This is a genomic window from Nocardia sputi (assembly GCF_023501985.1).
The window spans coordinates 156369-171844 of record NZ_JAMFLC010000016.1 but is presented as its reverse complement, the minus strand read 5'-3'; the positions used below and the strand labels follow the sequence as shown (position 1 = coordinate 171844).

Annotated in this window: 12 protein-coding genes; all 12 read left to right on the top strand. The window is 69.0% G+C overall.

Annotation, left to right across the window (positions count from 1 at the left end; genetic code table 11):
* Positions 1–28: 28 nt before the first annotated feature.
* From M8859_RS21675 to nuoN, 12 genes are read left to right on the top strand one after another with little or no spacing between them, the layout of a single operon-like run.
* A complete protein-coding gene (locus tag M8859_RS21675) occupies positions 29–583 on the top strand; it encodes a NuoB/complex I 20 kDa subunit family protein (RefSeq protein ID WP_159929571.1) in 555 nt (184 codons plus the stop codon).
* Positions 580–1356, top strand: coding sequence for an NADH-quinone oxidoreductase subunit C (locus M8859_RS21670; protein WP_195070790.1), 777 nt, complete (start codon positions 580–582; stop codon positions 1354–1356). The genes M8859_RS21675 and M8859_RS21670 overlap by 4 nt, the downstream gene beginning before the upstream one ends.
* The gene (locus M8859_RS21665; RefSeq protein WP_236565702.1) at positions 1356–2690 is read left to right on the top strand and encodes an NADH-quinone oxidoreductase subunit D; all 1335 of its coding nucleotides are present in this window, start codon (positions 1356–1358) and stop codon (positions 2688–2690) included. Before M8859_RS21670 ends, M8859_RS21665 begins: the two co-directional genes overlap by 1 nt.
* Positions 2687–3457: an NADH-quinone oxidoreductase subunit NuoE gene (gene nuoE, locus M8859_RS21660; protein WP_159929569.1), complete on the top strand. Its 771-nt coding sequence runs from the start codon at positions 2687–2689 to the stop codon at positions 3455–3457. The genes M8859_RS21665 and nuoE overlap by 4 nt, the downstream gene beginning before the upstream one ends.
* On the top strand, positions 3454–4776 hold the full coding sequence (gene nuoF, locus M8859_RS21655) for an NADH-quinone oxidoreductase subunit NuoF (protein ID WP_159929567.1): 1323 nt from the start codon (positions 3454–3456) through the stop codon (positions 4774–4776). The genes nuoE and nuoF overlap by 4 nt, the downstream gene beginning before the upstream one ends.
* A complete protein-coding gene (locus tag M8859_RS21650) occupies positions 4773–7310 on the top strand; it encodes an NADH-quinone oxidoreductase subunit G (RefSeq protein WP_283779929.1) in 2538 nt (845 codons plus the stop codon). Before nuoF ends, M8859_RS21650 begins: the two co-directional genes overlap by 4 nt.
* Before the next feature lie 16 nt (positions 7311–7326).
* Entirely contained in the window at positions 7327–9204 is a 1878-nt protein-coding gene (gene nuoH, locus M8859_RS21645; RefSeq protein ID WP_159929609.1) for an NADH-quinone oxidoreductase subunit NuoH, read from the top strand.
* A complete protein-coding gene (locus M8859_RS21640; protein WP_249644782.1) occupies positions 9201–10031 on the top strand; it encodes an NADH-quinone oxidoreductase subunit J in 831 nt (276 codons plus the stop codon). Before nuoH ends, M8859_RS21640 begins: the two co-directional genes overlap by 4 nt.
* The gene (nuoK, locus tag M8859_RS21635; RefSeq protein ID WP_063048808.1) at positions 10028–10327 is read left to right on the top strand and encodes an NADH-quinone oxidoreductase subunit NuoK; all 300 of its coding nucleotides are present in this window, start codon (positions 10028–10030) and stop codon (positions 10325–10327) included. Before M8859_RS21640 ends, nuoK begins: the two co-directional genes overlap by 4 nt.
* Before the next feature lies 1 nt (position 10328).
* Positions 10329–12215, top strand: coding sequence for an NADH-quinone oxidoreductase subunit L (nuoL, locus tag M8859_RS21630; RefSeq protein WP_159929561.1), 1887 nt, complete (start codon positions 10329–10331; stop codon positions 12213–12215).
* Positions 12212–13837, top strand: coding sequence for an NADH-quinone oxidoreductase subunit M (locus M8859_RS21625; RefSeq protein ID WP_159929559.1), 1626 nt, complete (start codon positions 12212–12214; stop codon positions 13835–13837). The genes nuoL and M8859_RS21625 overlap by 4 nt, the downstream gene beginning before the upstream one ends.
* Positions 13834–15459: an NADH-quinone oxidoreductase subunit NuoN gene (nuoN, locus tag M8859_RS21620; RefSeq protein WP_249644781.1), complete on the top strand. Its 1626-nt coding sequence runs from the start codon at positions 13834–13836 to the stop codon at positions 15457–15459. Before M8859_RS21625 ends, nuoN begins: the two co-directional genes overlap by 4 nt.
* The last annotated feature ends 17 nt before the right edge of the window (positions 15460–15476 follow it).

Genomic DNA, 15476 nt, shown 5'->3' with positions numbered 1-15476 from the left:
CCGACAAGTGGAAGCGAGTCAGTAGAACATGGGTCTCGAGGAAAAACTGCCCAGCGGCTTCTTGCTGAGCACGGTCGAGGATTTCGCCGGATTCCTGCGCAAAGGCTCTCTGTGGCCTGCCACCTTCGGGCTGGCGTGCTGCGCCATCGAGATGATGGCCACCGGCGGGGGGCGATTCGACATCGCCCGCTTCGGCATGGAGGCTTTCCGCGCCTCGCCGCGGCAGGCCGATCTGATGATCGTCGCGGGCCGGGTGAGCCAGAAGATGGCCCCCGTGCTCCGCCAGGTCTACGACCAGATGACCGAACCCAAATGGGTGCTGGCGATGGGCGTCTGCGCGTCCTCCGGCGGGATGTTCAACAACTACGCGATCGTGCAGGGCGTCGACCACGTGGTACCGGTCGACATCTACCTGCCCGGCTGCCCGCCCCGGCCGGAGATGCTGCTGAACGCGATTCTGGCACTGCACGCGAAGATTCAGGAGATGCCGCTCGGCGTCAACCGCGAGGAGGCCATCCGGGCCGCCGAACAAGCCGCGCTCGCCTCGACGCCGACCATCCGGATGGAGGGTCTGCTGCGATGACCTTCGACACCCCCGACAACACCGACATCCCGGCCGCGCACGATGCCATCGATGCCGCGGCCACCGCGGGCCCCGAAGGCACACTGCCCGAAGAGGATGCCGTCGAGACCGGCGCCGACGTGATCGGTGTGCGCCGCGGCATGTTCGGCGTCACCGGCACCGGCGACACCTCCGGCTACGGCGGCCTGGTCCGCTCGGTCACCCTGCCGGGCGGCACGCCCGCCCCGTACGGCGGATACTTCGACGAGGTCGTCACGGTGCTGCACGGCGCACTCACCGGCAGCGACGTACGCCTGGACGCGGCGCTGGAGAAAGTGATCGTCTTCCGCGGCGAGCTCACACTGCACGTGCGCCGGGAGCATCTGCTGTCGGTCGCCCGCGCCTTGCGTGACGATCCCGCACTGCGTTTCGAGCTCTGCCTCGGCGTCAACGGCGTGCACTACCCGGAGGACTCCGGCCGCGAACTACACGCCGTCTACCACCTCATGTCGATCACGCACAACCGGCGCCTGCGGGTGGAGGTCGCCGCGCCGGACGCGGACCCGCACATCCCTTCGCTCTACGAGGTGTACCCGACCACCGACTGGCACGAACGCGAGACCTACGACTTCTTCGGCATCCGGTTCGACGGGCACCCCTCACTGACCCGGATCACCATGCCGGACGACTGGCGCGGCCATCCCCAGCGCAAGGACTACCCGCTCGGCGGGATCCCGGTCGAATACAAGGGCGCGCGTATCCCGCCGCCCGACGAGCGGAGGGCATACAGCTGATGAACGACATCGACACCGAGCCCGGCGTCACCCACGACTCCGGGCCGGAGCCCACCACGGTCACCGTCGCGGGCCAGGACTGGGACCAGGTGGCCGAGACATTGGCCGGCGCGGGCGAGGAACGCATCGTCGTCAACATGGGTCCGCAGCACCCGTCCACCCACGGCGTGCTGCGGTTGATCCTGGAGATCGAGGGCGAAACGGTCACCGAGGCCCGCTGCGGAATCGGCTACCTGCACACCGGGATCGAGAAGAATCTCGAATTCCGCAACTGGACCCAGGGCGTCACCTTCGTCACCCGCATGGACTACCTGTCGCCGTTCTTCAACGAGACGGCGTACTGCCTGGGCGTGGAGAAACTGCTCGACATCACCGAGCAGATCCCTGAGCGCGCCACGGTCATCCGCGTGCTGCTGATGGAACTCAACCGCATCTCCTCGCACCTGGTCGCCCTGGCCACCGGCGGCATGGAACTCGGCGCGCTGACGCCGATGCTGTTCGGCTTCCGCGAACGCGAGCTGATCCTCGACGTGTTCGAGACGATCACCGGACTGCGCATGAACCACGCGTTCATCCGCCCTGGCGGCCTCGCCCAGGACCTGCCCGACGACGGCGTCACCAAGGTGCGCGAACTGCTCGCGCTGCTGCCCAAGCGACTGCGCGACATGGAACACCTGCTCACCGCCAACCCGATCTGGAAGGCCCGCACCCAGGACATCGGCTACCTCGACCTGCAGGGCTGCATGGCGCTCGGCATCACCGGCCCGGTCCTGCGCGCCACCGGGCTGCCGCACGACATGCGCAAAGCACAGCCCTACTGCGGCTACGAGAACTACGAATTCGACGTTCCCACCACCACCGGATGCGACTGCTACGGCCGCTACGTCATCCGCGTGGAGGAGATGAAGGAGTCGCTGAAGATCGTCGAGCAATGCCTGGACCGGCTGCGGCCCGGCCCGGTCATGGTCGACGACAAGAAGATCGCCTGGCCCGCCGACCTCCGGCTCGGCGAGGACGGACTCGGCAACTCCCCCGAGCACATCGGCAAGATCATGGGCAGGTCCATGGAGGGGCTCATCCACCACTTCAAGCTCGTCACCGAGGGCATCCGCGTCCCGGCGGGCCAGGTGTACGTGGCCGTGGAATCGCCGCGCGGCGAGCTGGGCGTCCATATGGTCAGCGACGGCGGCACCCGGCCCTACCGGGTGCACTACCGCGACCCCTCGTTCACCAATCTGCAAGCGGTCGCGGCGATGTGCGAGGGCGGCATGGTCGCCGACGTCATCGCCTCGGTCGCCAGTATCGACCCGGTCATGGGCGGAGTGGACCGATGAACACGACATCGCAGAACGATTCCACCGGCGGCGGTAGTCCCGTGACCGGCGGCACGGCAATCCTGCTGAAGCTCGGCACCCGGCCCGAGCCCTACCAGCCTTTCGTGCGCGAGCGGCTCGAAACCGACGCCAAGGAGATCATCGGGCGCTACCCGCATCCACGCTCGGCGCTGCTGCCCCTGCTGCACCTGGTGCAGTCCGAAGAGGGCTACGTCACCGGCACCGGCATCGAGTTCTGCGCCGAGCAACTCGGCCTGACCGGCGCCGAAGTCACCGCGGTGGCCACCTTCTACTCCATGTTCCGGCGCACCCCGACCGGCGACTACCACGTCGGTGTCTGCACGAACACACTGTGCGCGGTCATGGGCGGTGACGCCATCCTCGCCGCGCTCGAACGGCACCTCGGCATCGGGCACGGCGAGACCACCCCGGACGGATCGATCACGCTCGAACACATCGAGTGCAACGCGGCCTGCGACTTCGCCCCCGTGGTCATGGTCAACTGGGAGTTCTTCGACAACCAGACCCCGGAATCCGCGCGTGCCCTGGTCGACGCGCTTCGCGCCGGTCAGCAGGTCACCCCGACTCGCGGGGCACCGCTGTGCACGTTCAAGCAGACCGCGCGCATCCTGGCCGGATTCCCGGACGAACGGCCCGGCGTGCTCGACGGCGCCGCGGGTGCGGCGACGCTCGCCGGTCTGCGGGTCGCCCACGAACAGGGCATGCAAGCTCCTGCCGCGCAAGAGAATCCGGAGGGCCTGCGATGACCCTCACCCCGGTGCTGACCACCTACTGGGACGATCCGCAGTCCTGGACGATGGACACCTACCTGCGCCACGACGGCTACCAGGCGCTGCGCACCGCCCTGCGGATGGAACCGGACCAGATCATCCAGACCATCAAGGACGCGGGACTGCGCGGGCGCGGCGGCGCGGGATTCCCCACCGGCATGAAGTGGAGCTTCATCCCGCAAGGGCCCGGGCCCGACGGGATCACCAAACCGCACTACCTGGTGGTGAACGCCGACGAGTCCGAACCGGGTACCTGCAAAGACATTCCGCTCATGCTCGCCTCACCGCACGCTCTGATCGAAGGCGTCGTCATCGCCTCCTACGCCATCCGCGCGGCGCACGCGTTCATCTACGTGCGCGGCGAGGTGGTTCCGGTCCTGCGGCGGCTACAGGCCGCGGTGGCGCAGGCCTACGAAGCGGGCTTCCTCGGCCACGACATCCTCGGCTCCGGCTACGACCTCGAGCTGATCGTGCACGCGGGCGCGGGCGCCTACATCTGCGGCGAGGAGACCGCGCTGCTGGACTCGCTGGAAGGCCGTCGCGGCCAACCCCGCCTGCGCCCGCCGTTCCCCGCCGTCGCCGGCCTCTACGCCTGCCCGACCGTGGTGAACAACGTGGAGTCCATCGCCAGCGTGCCGCCGATCATCCGCAACGGCATCGCGTGGTTCCGCTCGATGGGCAGCGAGAGATCCCCAGGCTTCACCCTCTACTCGCTGTCGGGTCACGTGGCCCGACCCGGCCAGTACGAGGCGCCGCTGGGGGTCACGCTGCGCGAACTGCTCGGCTACGCCGGTGGCGTGCGTGCCGGACACCGGGTGAAGTTCTGGACCCCGGGCGGCTCGTCCACGCCGCTGTTCACCGAGGAGCACCTCGACGTGCCACTCGACTACGAGGGCGTCGCGGGTGCGGGATCCATGCTCGGCACCAAGGCGCTGCAGATCTTCGACGACACCACCTGCGTGGTGCGAGCCGTGCTGCGCTGGACGGAGTTCTACGCGCACGAGTCCTGCGGCAAGTGCACCCCGTGCCGGGAGGGCACCTACTGGCTGGTGCAACTGCTGCAACGGATCGAAGCGGGCACCGGCGCCGCATCCGACCTGGACAAGCTGCTCGACATCAGCGACACCATCAACGGCAAGTCGTTCTGCGCCCTCGGCGACGGCGCGGCCAGCCCGATCGTCTCCTCGCTGAAGTACTTCCGCGAGGAGTACACCGAACACCTGCGGCTCGGCGGATGCCCGTTCGACCCGGCGCGCTCTACCGCATGGGCGGAGTCAGGAGAAGAGGTCCGATGAAACCGGCATCGCGCAGCGATTCGATCTCCGGCGGCGCTCGGGCGACGGGTAGGTCGGCCACCGTGAGCGGTCGCACCGGCGCGCCCGCTCCCGCCGACCTGGTGACCGTGACGATCGACGACAACGCCGTCAGCGTGCCGGCAGGCACCCTGCTGATCCGGGCCGCCGAGCTGATCGGCATCCAGATCCCCCGCTTCTGCGACCATCCGCTGCTCGACCCGGTCGGCGCCTGCCGCCAATGCCTGGTCGAGGTCGAGGGGCAACGCAAACCCGTCGCGTCCTGCACCATGGCCGTCGCCGACGGCATGGTGGTCCGCACCCAGCTCACCTCCCCCGCCGCGGACAAGGCGCAGGAGGGCGTGATGGAACTGCTGCTGATCAATCATCCGCTCGACTGCCCGGTGTGCGACAAGGGCGGCGAGTGCCCGCTGCAGAACCAGGCGATGTCCACCGGCCGCGCCGAGTCCCGGTTCGACGGACACAAACGCACCTACCCGAAACCGATTCCGCTGTCGACGGCCGTCCTGCTGGACCGGGAACGCTGCGTGCTCTGCGCCCGCTGCACCCGCTTCTCCCAGCAGATCGCAGGCGATCCGTTCATCGAGCTGATGGACCGCGGCGCGCTGCAACAAGTCGGCACCGCGCAGGCCGAACCGCTGGACTCCTACTTCTCCGGCAACACCGTGCAGATCTGCCCGGTCGGCGCGCTCACCGGCACCGCCTATCGTTTCCGCGCGCGTCCGTTCGACCTGGTGTCCAGCCCGAACGTCTGCGAGCATTGCGCGTCCGGCTGCGCACAGCGCACCGACCACCGGCGCGGAAAAGTGCTGCGCAGGCTGGCCGGTGACGACCCACAGGTCAACGAGGAGTGGAACTGCGACAAGGGCCGGTGGGCCTTCACCTACGCCACCGAACCCGACCGGCTCACCACCCCGCTCGTGCGCGGCTGGGACGGCGAGCTCGCCCCGGCCTCCTGGTCGGAGGCGCTGGCCGCGGCCGCGGAGGGGCTGGCCGCGGCCTTCGGCAACGCGGGCGTGCTCGTCGGCGGCCGGGTCACCGAGGAGGATGCCTACGCCTACGCCAAGTTCGCGCGAGTCGCCCTCGGCACGAACGACATCGACTTCCGCACCCGCGCGCATTCGGCGGAGGAAGCCGACTTCCTCGCCGCCAGGGTCGCCGGCCAGGACAGCACGGTGACCTACGACAGCATGGAGGCCGCGCCGGTCGTCCTGCTCGTCGGATTCGAACCCGAGGAAGAGTCGCCGATCGTCTACCTGCGGCTGCGCAAGGCCGCCCGCAAACGCGGCCTGCCGGTCTACTCGCTCGCGCCGTACACCTCGCGCGGCCTCGAACGCATGTCCGGACGCCTGATGCGCGCCGTGCCGGGCGCCGAACCGCATCTGCTCGACGCCATCCGCACCGGCGAGATCACCACACCCGGCGCGGATCCCGCCCGCCTGGCCGATCTGGCCCGGCTGCTGCGGGAACCCGGTGCGGTGATCATGGTCGGCGAACGGATGGCGGGCATCGCGGGCGCCCTGTCGGCCGCAGTGCGGCTCGCCGATGAAACCGGAGCCGCCCTGGCCTGGGTTCCGCGCCGGGCGGGCGAACGCGGCGCGGTCGAAGCGGGCGCGCTGCCGTGCCTGCTTCCCGGCGGCCGCCCGGTCGCCGATCCTCGTGCCCGCCAACAGGTTCGGGCAGTATGGAACGTGCCCGAGCTGCCCGTCGGCGCCGGCCGTGACACGACGGCCATCCTGGAGGCCGCCTCCGGCCTCGCCGCGCTGGTCATCGGCGGCGTCGACGTCGCCGACCTGCCCGACCCGGCGGCCGCGCTGGCCGCCATCGACGCGGCCAGATTCGTGGTGAGCCTGGAACTGCGCCGCAGCCCGGTCACCGAGCGCGCCGACGTGGTCTTTCCGGTAGCCGCGGCCATGGAGAAAGCGGGCACCTTCCGCACCTGGGAGGGCAGGCCGCGTCCGTTTGCCGCCGCGCTCGGCGACGACATGGTGCGCCGCCAGACCGCGCCGCTGTCGGATCAGCGAGTGCTGCACGCCATCGCCGACGAGATGTCGGTGCGCTTGGGGCTGCCCGACGCCGAGTCCGCCCGCGCCGAACTCGCCGAACTCGGCGCATGGGACGGCGCGCCCGTCACCGCGCCCACCCACCCGCCGCATCCGCTGCCGCGGCCCGAACCCGGCACCGCGGTGCTGGCCGGCTGGCGCATGCTGCTGGACGCGGGACGTATGCAGGACGGCGAACCGAATCTGGCCGGCATCGCCCGCCCGCCGGTGGTGCGCCTGTCGGCCGCCACCGCCGCCGAACTCGGCGTCCAACCCGACGATCCCGTCACCGTCGCCAGCAGCCGCGGCGCCGTCACGCTCCCCCTGATGATCAGTGACCTGCCCGACCGCGTGGTGTGGCTGCCGCAGCACTCGCCCGGCTGCTCCATCACCGAGCAGCTCGCCATCCAGCCCGGCGCGATCGTGCACCTGCGGCACGCCGACGAGAGGATGAAGGAGCACCGTCATGAGTGATTCCGCCGCGCTCGTCATGGCGTCCGCGATCAACCACGCCGCCGAGCCCTACACCCTCACCGGCTTCGGACACGACCCGCTGTGGCTCGTGATCGCCAAGGCCGTCGCCGTGTTCGTCTACCTGATGCTCATACCACTGGTCGCGGTGCTCGCGGAGCGGAAGATCGTCGCCCGCATGCAGATGCGGATCGGCCCCAACCGCACCGGCCCGTTCGGCTCGCTGCAGAGCATCGCCGACGGCGTGAAGATGGCCCTCAAGGAGGACATCGTCCCGGCGATCGTGGACAAGCCGATCTATATTCTGGCGCCGGTCATCTCGGTGGTGCCCGCGTTCATGGCCTTCGCGGTGATCCCGTTCGGACCGGAGGTGTCCGTCTTCGGCGTGACCACCGCCCTGCAGCTCACCGATCTTCCGGTGGCGGTGCTGTACATCCTGGCGATCACCTCCATCGGCGTCTACGGCATCGTGCTGGCCGGATGGTCGTCGGGCTCCACCTATCCGCTGCTGGGCGGCTTGCGCTCGACCGCGCAGGTCATCTCCTACGAGATCGCGATGGCGCTGTGCTTCGCCACCGTGTTCCTGCTCGGCGGCACCATGGCCACTTCCGGCATCGTGTCCGCACAGGAAGGCACCTGGTATGTGTTCCTGCTGCTGCCGTCGTTCCTGATCTACTGCGTCTCGATGGTCGGCGAGACCAACCGGGCGCCGTTCGACCTGCCCGAAGCCGAAGGTGAATTGGTCGGCGGCTTCCACACCGAGTACTCCTCGCTCAAGTTCGCCATGTTCATGCTCGCCGAATACGTCAACATGGCAACGGTTTCCGCCCTGGCCACCACGCTGTTCCTGGGTGGCTGGCGGGCGCCGTGGCCGCTGAACATGTGGGACGGCGCGAATACCGGATGGTGGCCGGTGCTGTGGTTCACCGCCAAAGTCTGGACATTCCTGTTCGTGTTCATCTGGCTGCGCGGCACCCTGCCCCGGCTGCGCTACGACCAGTTCATGAATCTCGGCTGGAAACTGCTGATTCCGACCTCCCTGGCCTGGGTCATGGTCGTGGCCACAGCGCGGGTGTTGCAGGCCGAGGGCTACCCCGTGCAGACTCCCGTTCTGGTGATCGGCGGCTTGGCGGTCACCGGGCTGCTGGTGCTGCAGTTCCTGCGGGCGGGCCGTGCGCCGGGAACACCGCTACCGGCCGAGGAGCCTGTGACCGCGGATTCCGCCGATTCGACGGTCTTCCTCGGTTTCCCGGTGCCGCCGCTGCCCGCCGACGCGCACGCCCGCGACGCCACCCGCGCCAAGGCCGGTCTGTTCGAACCGCTGTCGGGGTTCGCGGTCACCGCCGCGACCATGTTCAAGAAGCCGAACACCGAGTTCTATCCCGAGCAGAAGACCCCCACCGCGCCCCGCTACCACGGCAGGCACCAGCTCAACCGTCATCCCGACGGCTTGGAGAAGTGCATCGGCTGCGAGCTGTGCGCGTGGGCATGCCCCGCCGACGCGATCTACGTCGAAGGCGCGGACAACACCGAGACCGAACGGTATTCGCCCGGTGAACGGTACGGGCAGGTCTACCAGATCAACTACCTGCGCTGCATCGGCTGCGGATTGTGCATCGAGGCCTGCCCCACCCGGGCGCTCACGATGACCAACGACTACGAGATGGCCGACGACAACCGGGCCGACCTGATCTACGAGAAGGACCGTCTGCTGGCCCCCCTGCAGCCCGGGATGACCGCGCCGCCGCACGCCATGCACCCCGGCGCCGACGAGGCGGACTACTACCTCGGCCGGGTGCCCGGCAACCTCACACCCACCAGTGGTGCCACGGCAACGATCCCGGCCGACGCGGCCCGGCAACCTGCCACCGCGGGCACGGAAGGAGCACCACGGTGACCGATCTGATCCTGGCCGCGGAGCCGTTGACCAACGCCTCCACCGGCGAGACCGTCCAGTTCTGGATCCTGGCCCCGCTGGCCGTGCTGGGCGCGCTCGGCATGGTGTTCGCCTCCAAGACGGTGCATTCCGCGCTGTGCCTGGCCGCCACGATGATCGCGCTGGCCGCGTTCTACATCGCCGAGGACGCGCTGTTCCTCGGTGTCGTGCAGATCGTGGTCTACACCGGCGCGGTGATGATGCTGTTCCTGTTCGTGCTGATGCTCGTCGGCGTCGACTCCGCCGAATCACTGAAGGAGACCATCCGCGGGCAGCGGCTCGCCGCCGCCGCGGTCGGCCTCGGCTTCGGGCTGCTGCTCAGCGGCGGCATCGCCCACGGCGTCCGCGAGTCCGGCATCGTCTTCCCCGCCTCCGGTTTCGCGGGCCGTGACGTGATCGGCGAGCTGGCCGAGCTGATCTTCCTGCGCTACGTCTGGGCCTTCGAACTCACCGGAGCCCTGCTGATCACCGCCACCATCGGAGCCATGGTGCTGGCCCATCGCGAGCAGTTCGGACCCCGCACCGGCCAGCGGGAACTGTCGCGCCGCCGGTTCCGAGAGAAGGGACACCGCGCGACACCGCTGCCCACCCCCGGCGTCTACGCCAGGCACAACGCGGTCGACGTCCCCGCGCGACTGCCCGACGGGTCGTTCGAGGAACTGTCGGTCAGCACCATCCTGCGCCACCGCCGCACCAGGGCGCTCACCGAAGCGGCCGTCATCTCGGTAGGCACCACGCCCACACCGGAGGAGACCGACAACCCCAGCGACGAGGAAGGCAACCGGTGAACCCCGAGAACTACCTGTTCCTGTCCGCCCTGCTGTTCACGATCGGCGCGGCAGGAGTGCTGCTGCGGCGCAACGCCATCGTCGTGTTCATGTGCATCGAGTTGATGCTCAACGCGGTGAACCTCGCGTTCGTCACCTTCGCCCGGATGCACGCCGACCTCGACGGACAGGTCTTCGCGTTCTTCACGATGGTGGTCGCCGCGGCCGAGGTGGTCGTCGGCCTGGCCATCATCATGACCATCTTCCGCGCCCGCCGCTCGACCTCGGTCGACGACGCCAACCTGCTGAAGTTCTGACGTGGACACCGCAACGTTGTGGCTGCTGCCCGCACTCCCCCTGGCGGGCGCGATCGTCCTGCTACTGACCGGACGTTATGCCGACAAGTGGGGTCATCTGCTCGGCGCCGCGATGGCGCTGGCTTCGTTCGCCGTCGCCGCCCTCGCCTTCGTCGCCATGCTCGGACGCGACACCGCCGAACGCGCGGTGCACCAGGATCTGTTCAGCTGGGTCGAGGTGGCCGGCCTGCAGGTCGACTTCTCGCTGCAACTGGACCAGCTCTCGGTGTGCTTCGCGCTGCTGATCACCGGCGTCGGCTCGCTGATCCACGTCTACTCGATCGGCTACATGAGCCACGACCCGGCGCGGCGGCGGTTCTTCGCCTACCTCAACCTGTTCCTCGCGGCCATGCTGCTGCTGGTGCTGGCGAACAACTATCTCGTGCTCTACCTCGGCTGGGAGGGGGTGGGCCTGGCCTCCTACCTGCTGATCGGTTTCTGGCACGAAAAACCCTCCGCCGCAACGGCGGCCAAGAAGGCGTTCGTGGTCAACCGAGTCGGCGACATGGGCCTGGCGATCGCGATGATGGTCATGTTCGCGACGTTCGGGTCGGTCGACTTCGATGTCGTGTTCGGCGCCGCGCCCGCCGCGAGCGAGGGCGCACTCACCGCGATCGGGCTGTTGCTGCTGCTGGCCGCCTGCGGCAAGTCCGCCCAGGTGCCGCTGCAATCCTGGCTCGGTGACGCCATGGAGGGCCCCACCCCCGTGTCGGCGCTCATCCACGCGGCCACCATGGTCACCGCAGGCGTGTACCTCATCGCGCGCTCCAACGCGATCTTCGACCTCGCGCCGAACGCACGGCTCGGGGTGGTGCTGGTCGGCGCGGTCACCCTGCTGTTCGGCGCGATCATCGGCTGCGCCAAGGACGACATCAAGAAGGCCCTCGCCGCCTCCACGATGAGTCAGATCGGTTACATGGTGCTCGCCGCGGGCCTCGGTCCCGCCGGATACGCCTTCGCCATCATGCATCTGCTCACCCACGGGTTCTTCAAAGCCGGGCTCTTCCTCGGCGCGGGCTCGGTGATGCACGCGATGAACGACGAAACCGACATGCGCCGCTACGGCGGACTGCGCACGCTGCTGCCGATCACCTACGTCACCTTCGGTCTCGGCTATCTCGCCATCATCGGTGTGCCGCCGTTCGCCGGGTTCTTCTCCAAGGACCGGATCATCGAGGCGGCGTTCAACCAAGGCGGCCTCGGCGGGATCGCACTGGGGCTGGTGGCGCTGTTCGGCGCGGGTCTGACCGCGTTCTACATGACGCGGGTCATGCTGATGACGTTCTTCGGCGAGCGCCGCTGGAAACCCGACACCCACCCGCACGAGGCTCCCGTGGTGATGACCGGCCCGATGATCCTGCTCGCGCTCGGCTCGGTCGGCGCAGGCGCGGTGTTCGCGTTCGGCTCATCCCTGCAGAACTGGCTCGAACCGGTCGTCGGCGCCCACCACGGCACCGAAACCGTACCCGCGGCGCTGGTCACGGTATTGGCGCTCGGGGTGGTCGCCATCGGTGTCGCGGTCGCCTACTCGCAGTACGCGCAGCGCGAGGTCCCCGAGACCGCACCCGGAGCGGTGTCCGCGTTGACGGTCGCCGCGCGGCGGGATCTGTACGGCGACACGGTCAACGAGGCCGCGTTCATGCGGCCGGGGCAGCACCTGACCCGGGCGCTGGTCTTCCTCGACAACCGCGGCATCGACGGCGTCGTCAACGGCACGGCGGCGCTGATCGGCGGGTTGTCGGCACGGGCACGGCGAGTGCAGTCCGGCTTCGTGCGCTCCTATGCCCTGTCCATGTTCACCGGCGCGGCCCTGGTGGCCGCCGCCCTGCTGGCGGTGAGGTTGTGGTGAACGAGTTCCCCTGGTTGACGACGCTGTGGCTGGCTCCGGTCGTCGGTGCGGCGATCGTGCTCGTGCTGCCCGCCGCGCGACGCACCCTCGCCCGCGCTGTGGCACTGAGCTTCTCGGTGCTTGTGCTGGTCATCGGCATCGGACTCGCGGTGCGCTTCGATCCCGGCGGCGCGCAGTACCAGTTCGTCGAATCCCGCCGGTGGATCCCGGCATTCGGCGCCGGCTACACCCTCGGGCTGGACGGGATCGCGCTGGTGCTGGTGCTGCTGACCACCGCACTGGTTCCCCTGCTGATCCTGGCGGGCTGGCACGACGAACGCGAAGTCGGCGGCGGCAAGCGGGTGGCGCACACCTACGTCGCGCTCATCCTGCTCGTCGAGGCGATGGTGCTGGTCTCCTTCCTCGCCCTGGACATCCTGCTGTTCTACGTGTTCTTCGAGGCGATGCTCATCCCGATGTACTTCCTCATCGGCGGATTCGGGCCGCGCACCGGGGACGCGCTACTGCGCAGGCAGCGCTCACGCGCGGCGGTGAAGTTCCTGCTGTACAACCTTTTCGGCGGGCTGATCATGCTGGCCGCGGTCATCGGGTTGTACGTGCTGACCGCCCGCGAAGGCCTCGGCGAGGGATCCTCGGGCACGTTCGATCTGCGCACCGTGGTCGCCGCCGCCAACGCCGGGCAACTCGGCGCCGGACCCGCGGTGCTCAATGCCCTGTTCCTCGGATTCATGTTTGCATTCGCGGTCAAAGCGCCGCTGTGGCCCCTGCACACCTGGCTGCCCGACGCCGCCGTCGCGGCCACACCGTCGAGCGCGGTGCTGATGATGGCGGTGGTCGACAAGGTGGGGACCTTCGGCATGCTGCGCTACTGCCTGCCGCTGTTTCCCGGCGCGTCGGACACGTATGCGCCGCTGGTGATCACGCTCGCGGTGATCGGCATCGTGTACGGTGCCCTGCTGGCCATCGGGCAGACCGACGTGATGCGCCTGATCGCCTACACCTCGATCTCCCACTTCGGCTTCATCGTCCTCGGTGTCTTCGCCATGACCAGCCAGGGCCAGACCGGCGCGACATTGTACATGGTCAACCACGGCATCTCGACCGCCGCACTGTTCCTGGTGGCCGGATTCCTGGTGTCGCGGCGGGGAACTCGGCTGATCGCCGAGTACGGCGGCGTGCAGAAGGTGGCCCCGGTGCTGGCGGGCACGTTCTTCATCGCCGGTCTGGCGACGTTGTCCCTGCCCGGGCTCGCCCCGTTCGTCAGCGAATTCCTTGTGCTGGTCGGGACCTTTGCCCGCTACCAGTTCGCCGCGGTGGTCGCCACCGGCGCACTCGTGCTCGCCGCCCTCTACGTGTTGTGGCTCTACCAGCGGATGATGACCGGGCCGGTGAAGCAAGGCAACGAGCGGATCTACGACCTCGTGCCCCGCGAACTCGCCGTCGTGATCCCGCTGATCGCCGCGCTGCTGTTCCTCGGCATCTACCCGAAGGTTCTCACCGACTTCATCAATCCCGCGGTGAACCAGACCCTCACCACCATCGGCCGCAGCGATCCCGCACCGTCGACGCCCCCACTGCCCGAAGCGGGCTCGGCCCACCATTCCGGAGGTGCCCACAAATGAACGACCTCGCCTCCGCCACGACACTCGCCGCGAGCGTCCCCGCGCCGAGCATCGAATACGGCGCCCTGTCCCCCATGCTCATCGTGTTCGGCGCCGCCGTGCTCGGCGTACTCGCCGAAGCGTTCGTCGCGCGGCGCTACCGCTACGCCACCCACCTGGTGCTGAGCGTGGTCGGGTTGGCCGCTGCGCTGGTCGCCGTGGTGGCGCTGGCAGGCACCGAATCCACCGCCATCGCCGGAGCCGTGGCAATCGACGGCGTCACGCTGTTCCTGCAAGGCACGATTCTGGTCGTATCGATTCTCGCCGTCGGCTTCCTCGCCGAGCGCGGCGCCGAGCCGCGTCGAGCGGGGCGGTCCGGGCCGGGCACCTGGAGCCGGGCCGCCGCCACCGTCGAACACGGTGTGGACGCGTTCACACCGCAGGCCTCGGCGGTGCCCGGCAGTGCGGCCGAGGCCGCGGCGCTGCGGGCGGGTATCGCGACCACCGAGGTGTTCCCCCTGACGCTACTCGCCGTCGGCGGACTGTTGCTGTTCCCGGCGTCCAACGACCTGCTGACCATGTTCGTCGCCCTCGAAGTGCTGTCGCTGCCGCTGTATCTGCTGTGCGGGCTGGCCCGGCGCAAGCGGCTGCTGTCTCAAGAGGCCGCGCTGAAGTACTTCTTGCTCGGCGCGTTCTCCTCGGCGTTCTTCCTCTACGGCGTCGCGCTGCTGTACGGCCAGGCGGGCACGGTGCGGCTCGGCGGCATCGCGGACGCGATCGCACAGCATCCGGACAACGCGACCCTGGCGGTGCTCGGGGTCGCGATGCTCGCGGTCGGGCTGCTGTTCAAGATCGGCGCGGTGCCGTTCCAGTCCTGGGTGCCCGACGTGTATCAAGGTGCTCCCACCGCGATCACCGGTTTCATGGCGGCGGCCACGAAGATCGCCGCCGTCGGGGCGCTGGTGCGGGTGCTGCAGGTCGCGGTGCCCGGCCTGCGCGACGACTGGCGGCCGATCCTGGCGGCCGTCGCGATCGCCACCATGGCCGTCGGCGCGGTCATGGCGATCACGCAGACCGACGTCAAACGGATGCTCGCGTATTCCTCGGTCGCTCATGCCGGTTTCCTGCTCACCGGCCCGGTCGCCGCGGACGATCGCGGCGTCGCGGCGGTGTTGTTCTACCTGGCGGCCTACGGCATCGGCACCCTCGGCGCCTTCGCCGTGGTCAGTCTGGTCCGGGAACCGGATGGCGAGGAAGCCACCGGTCTGCCGCGGTGGGCCGGTCTCGGCCGCCGATCCCCGGGATTGGCCGCGGTTTTCGCGCTGTTCCTGCTTTCCTTCGCGGGGTTGCCGCTCACCAGCGGCTTCGTCAGCAAGTTCGTCGTCTTCGAGGCCGCGGCCGCAGGCGGGGCGGCGCCGCTGGTCATCGTCGGCGTGATCTGCAGTGCCATCGCGGCGTTCTTCTACCTGCGGGTCATCGTGCTGATGTTCTTCACCGACCCGCCCGTTGACGCTCCGGTGGTGGTTACTCCGCCGTTGACGACGACGATCGTGGCGATCACCGCGGCGTTCACGTTCGCGCTCGGCGTCTTCCCGCAGCCGCTGCTCGACCTGGCCGGTAAAGCGGCGACGTTCGTCCGCTGAGGTCTCTCCCGGCCGCT

Bases quoted from the DNA above. Each gene is read 5' to 3' on its own strand.
- M8859_RS21650 (WP_283779929.1), top strand. From the start codon at position 4,773: ATGAAACCGGCATCGCGCAGCGATTCGATCTCCGGCGGCGCTCGGGCG.
- M8859_RS21665 (WP_236565702.1), top strand. From the start codon at position 1,356: ATGAACGACATCGACACCGAGCCCGGCGTCACCCACGACTCCGGGCCG.
- nuoH (WP_159929609.1), top strand. From the start codon at position 7,327: ATGGCGTCCGCGATCAACCACGCCGCCGAGCCCTACACCCTCACCGGC.
- nuoE (WP_159929569.1), top strand. From the start codon at position 2,687: ATGAACACGACATCGCAGAACGATTCCACCGGCGGCGGTAGTCCCGTG.
- M8859_RS21670 (WP_195070790.1), top strand. From the start codon at position 580: ATGACCTTCGACACCCCCGACAACACCGACATCCCGGCCGCGCACGAT.
- M8859_RS21675 (WP_159929571.1), top strand. From the start codon at position 29: ATGGGTCTCGAGGAAAAACTGCCCAGCGGCTTCTTGCTGAGCACGGTC.
- nuoN (WP_249644781.1), top strand. From the start codon at position 13,834: ATGAACGACCTCGCCTCCGCCACGACACTCGCCGCGAGCGTCCCCGCG.
- nuoF (WP_159929567.1), top strand. From the start codon at position 3,454: ATGACCCTCACCCCGGTGCTGACCACCTACTGGGACGATCCGCAGTCC.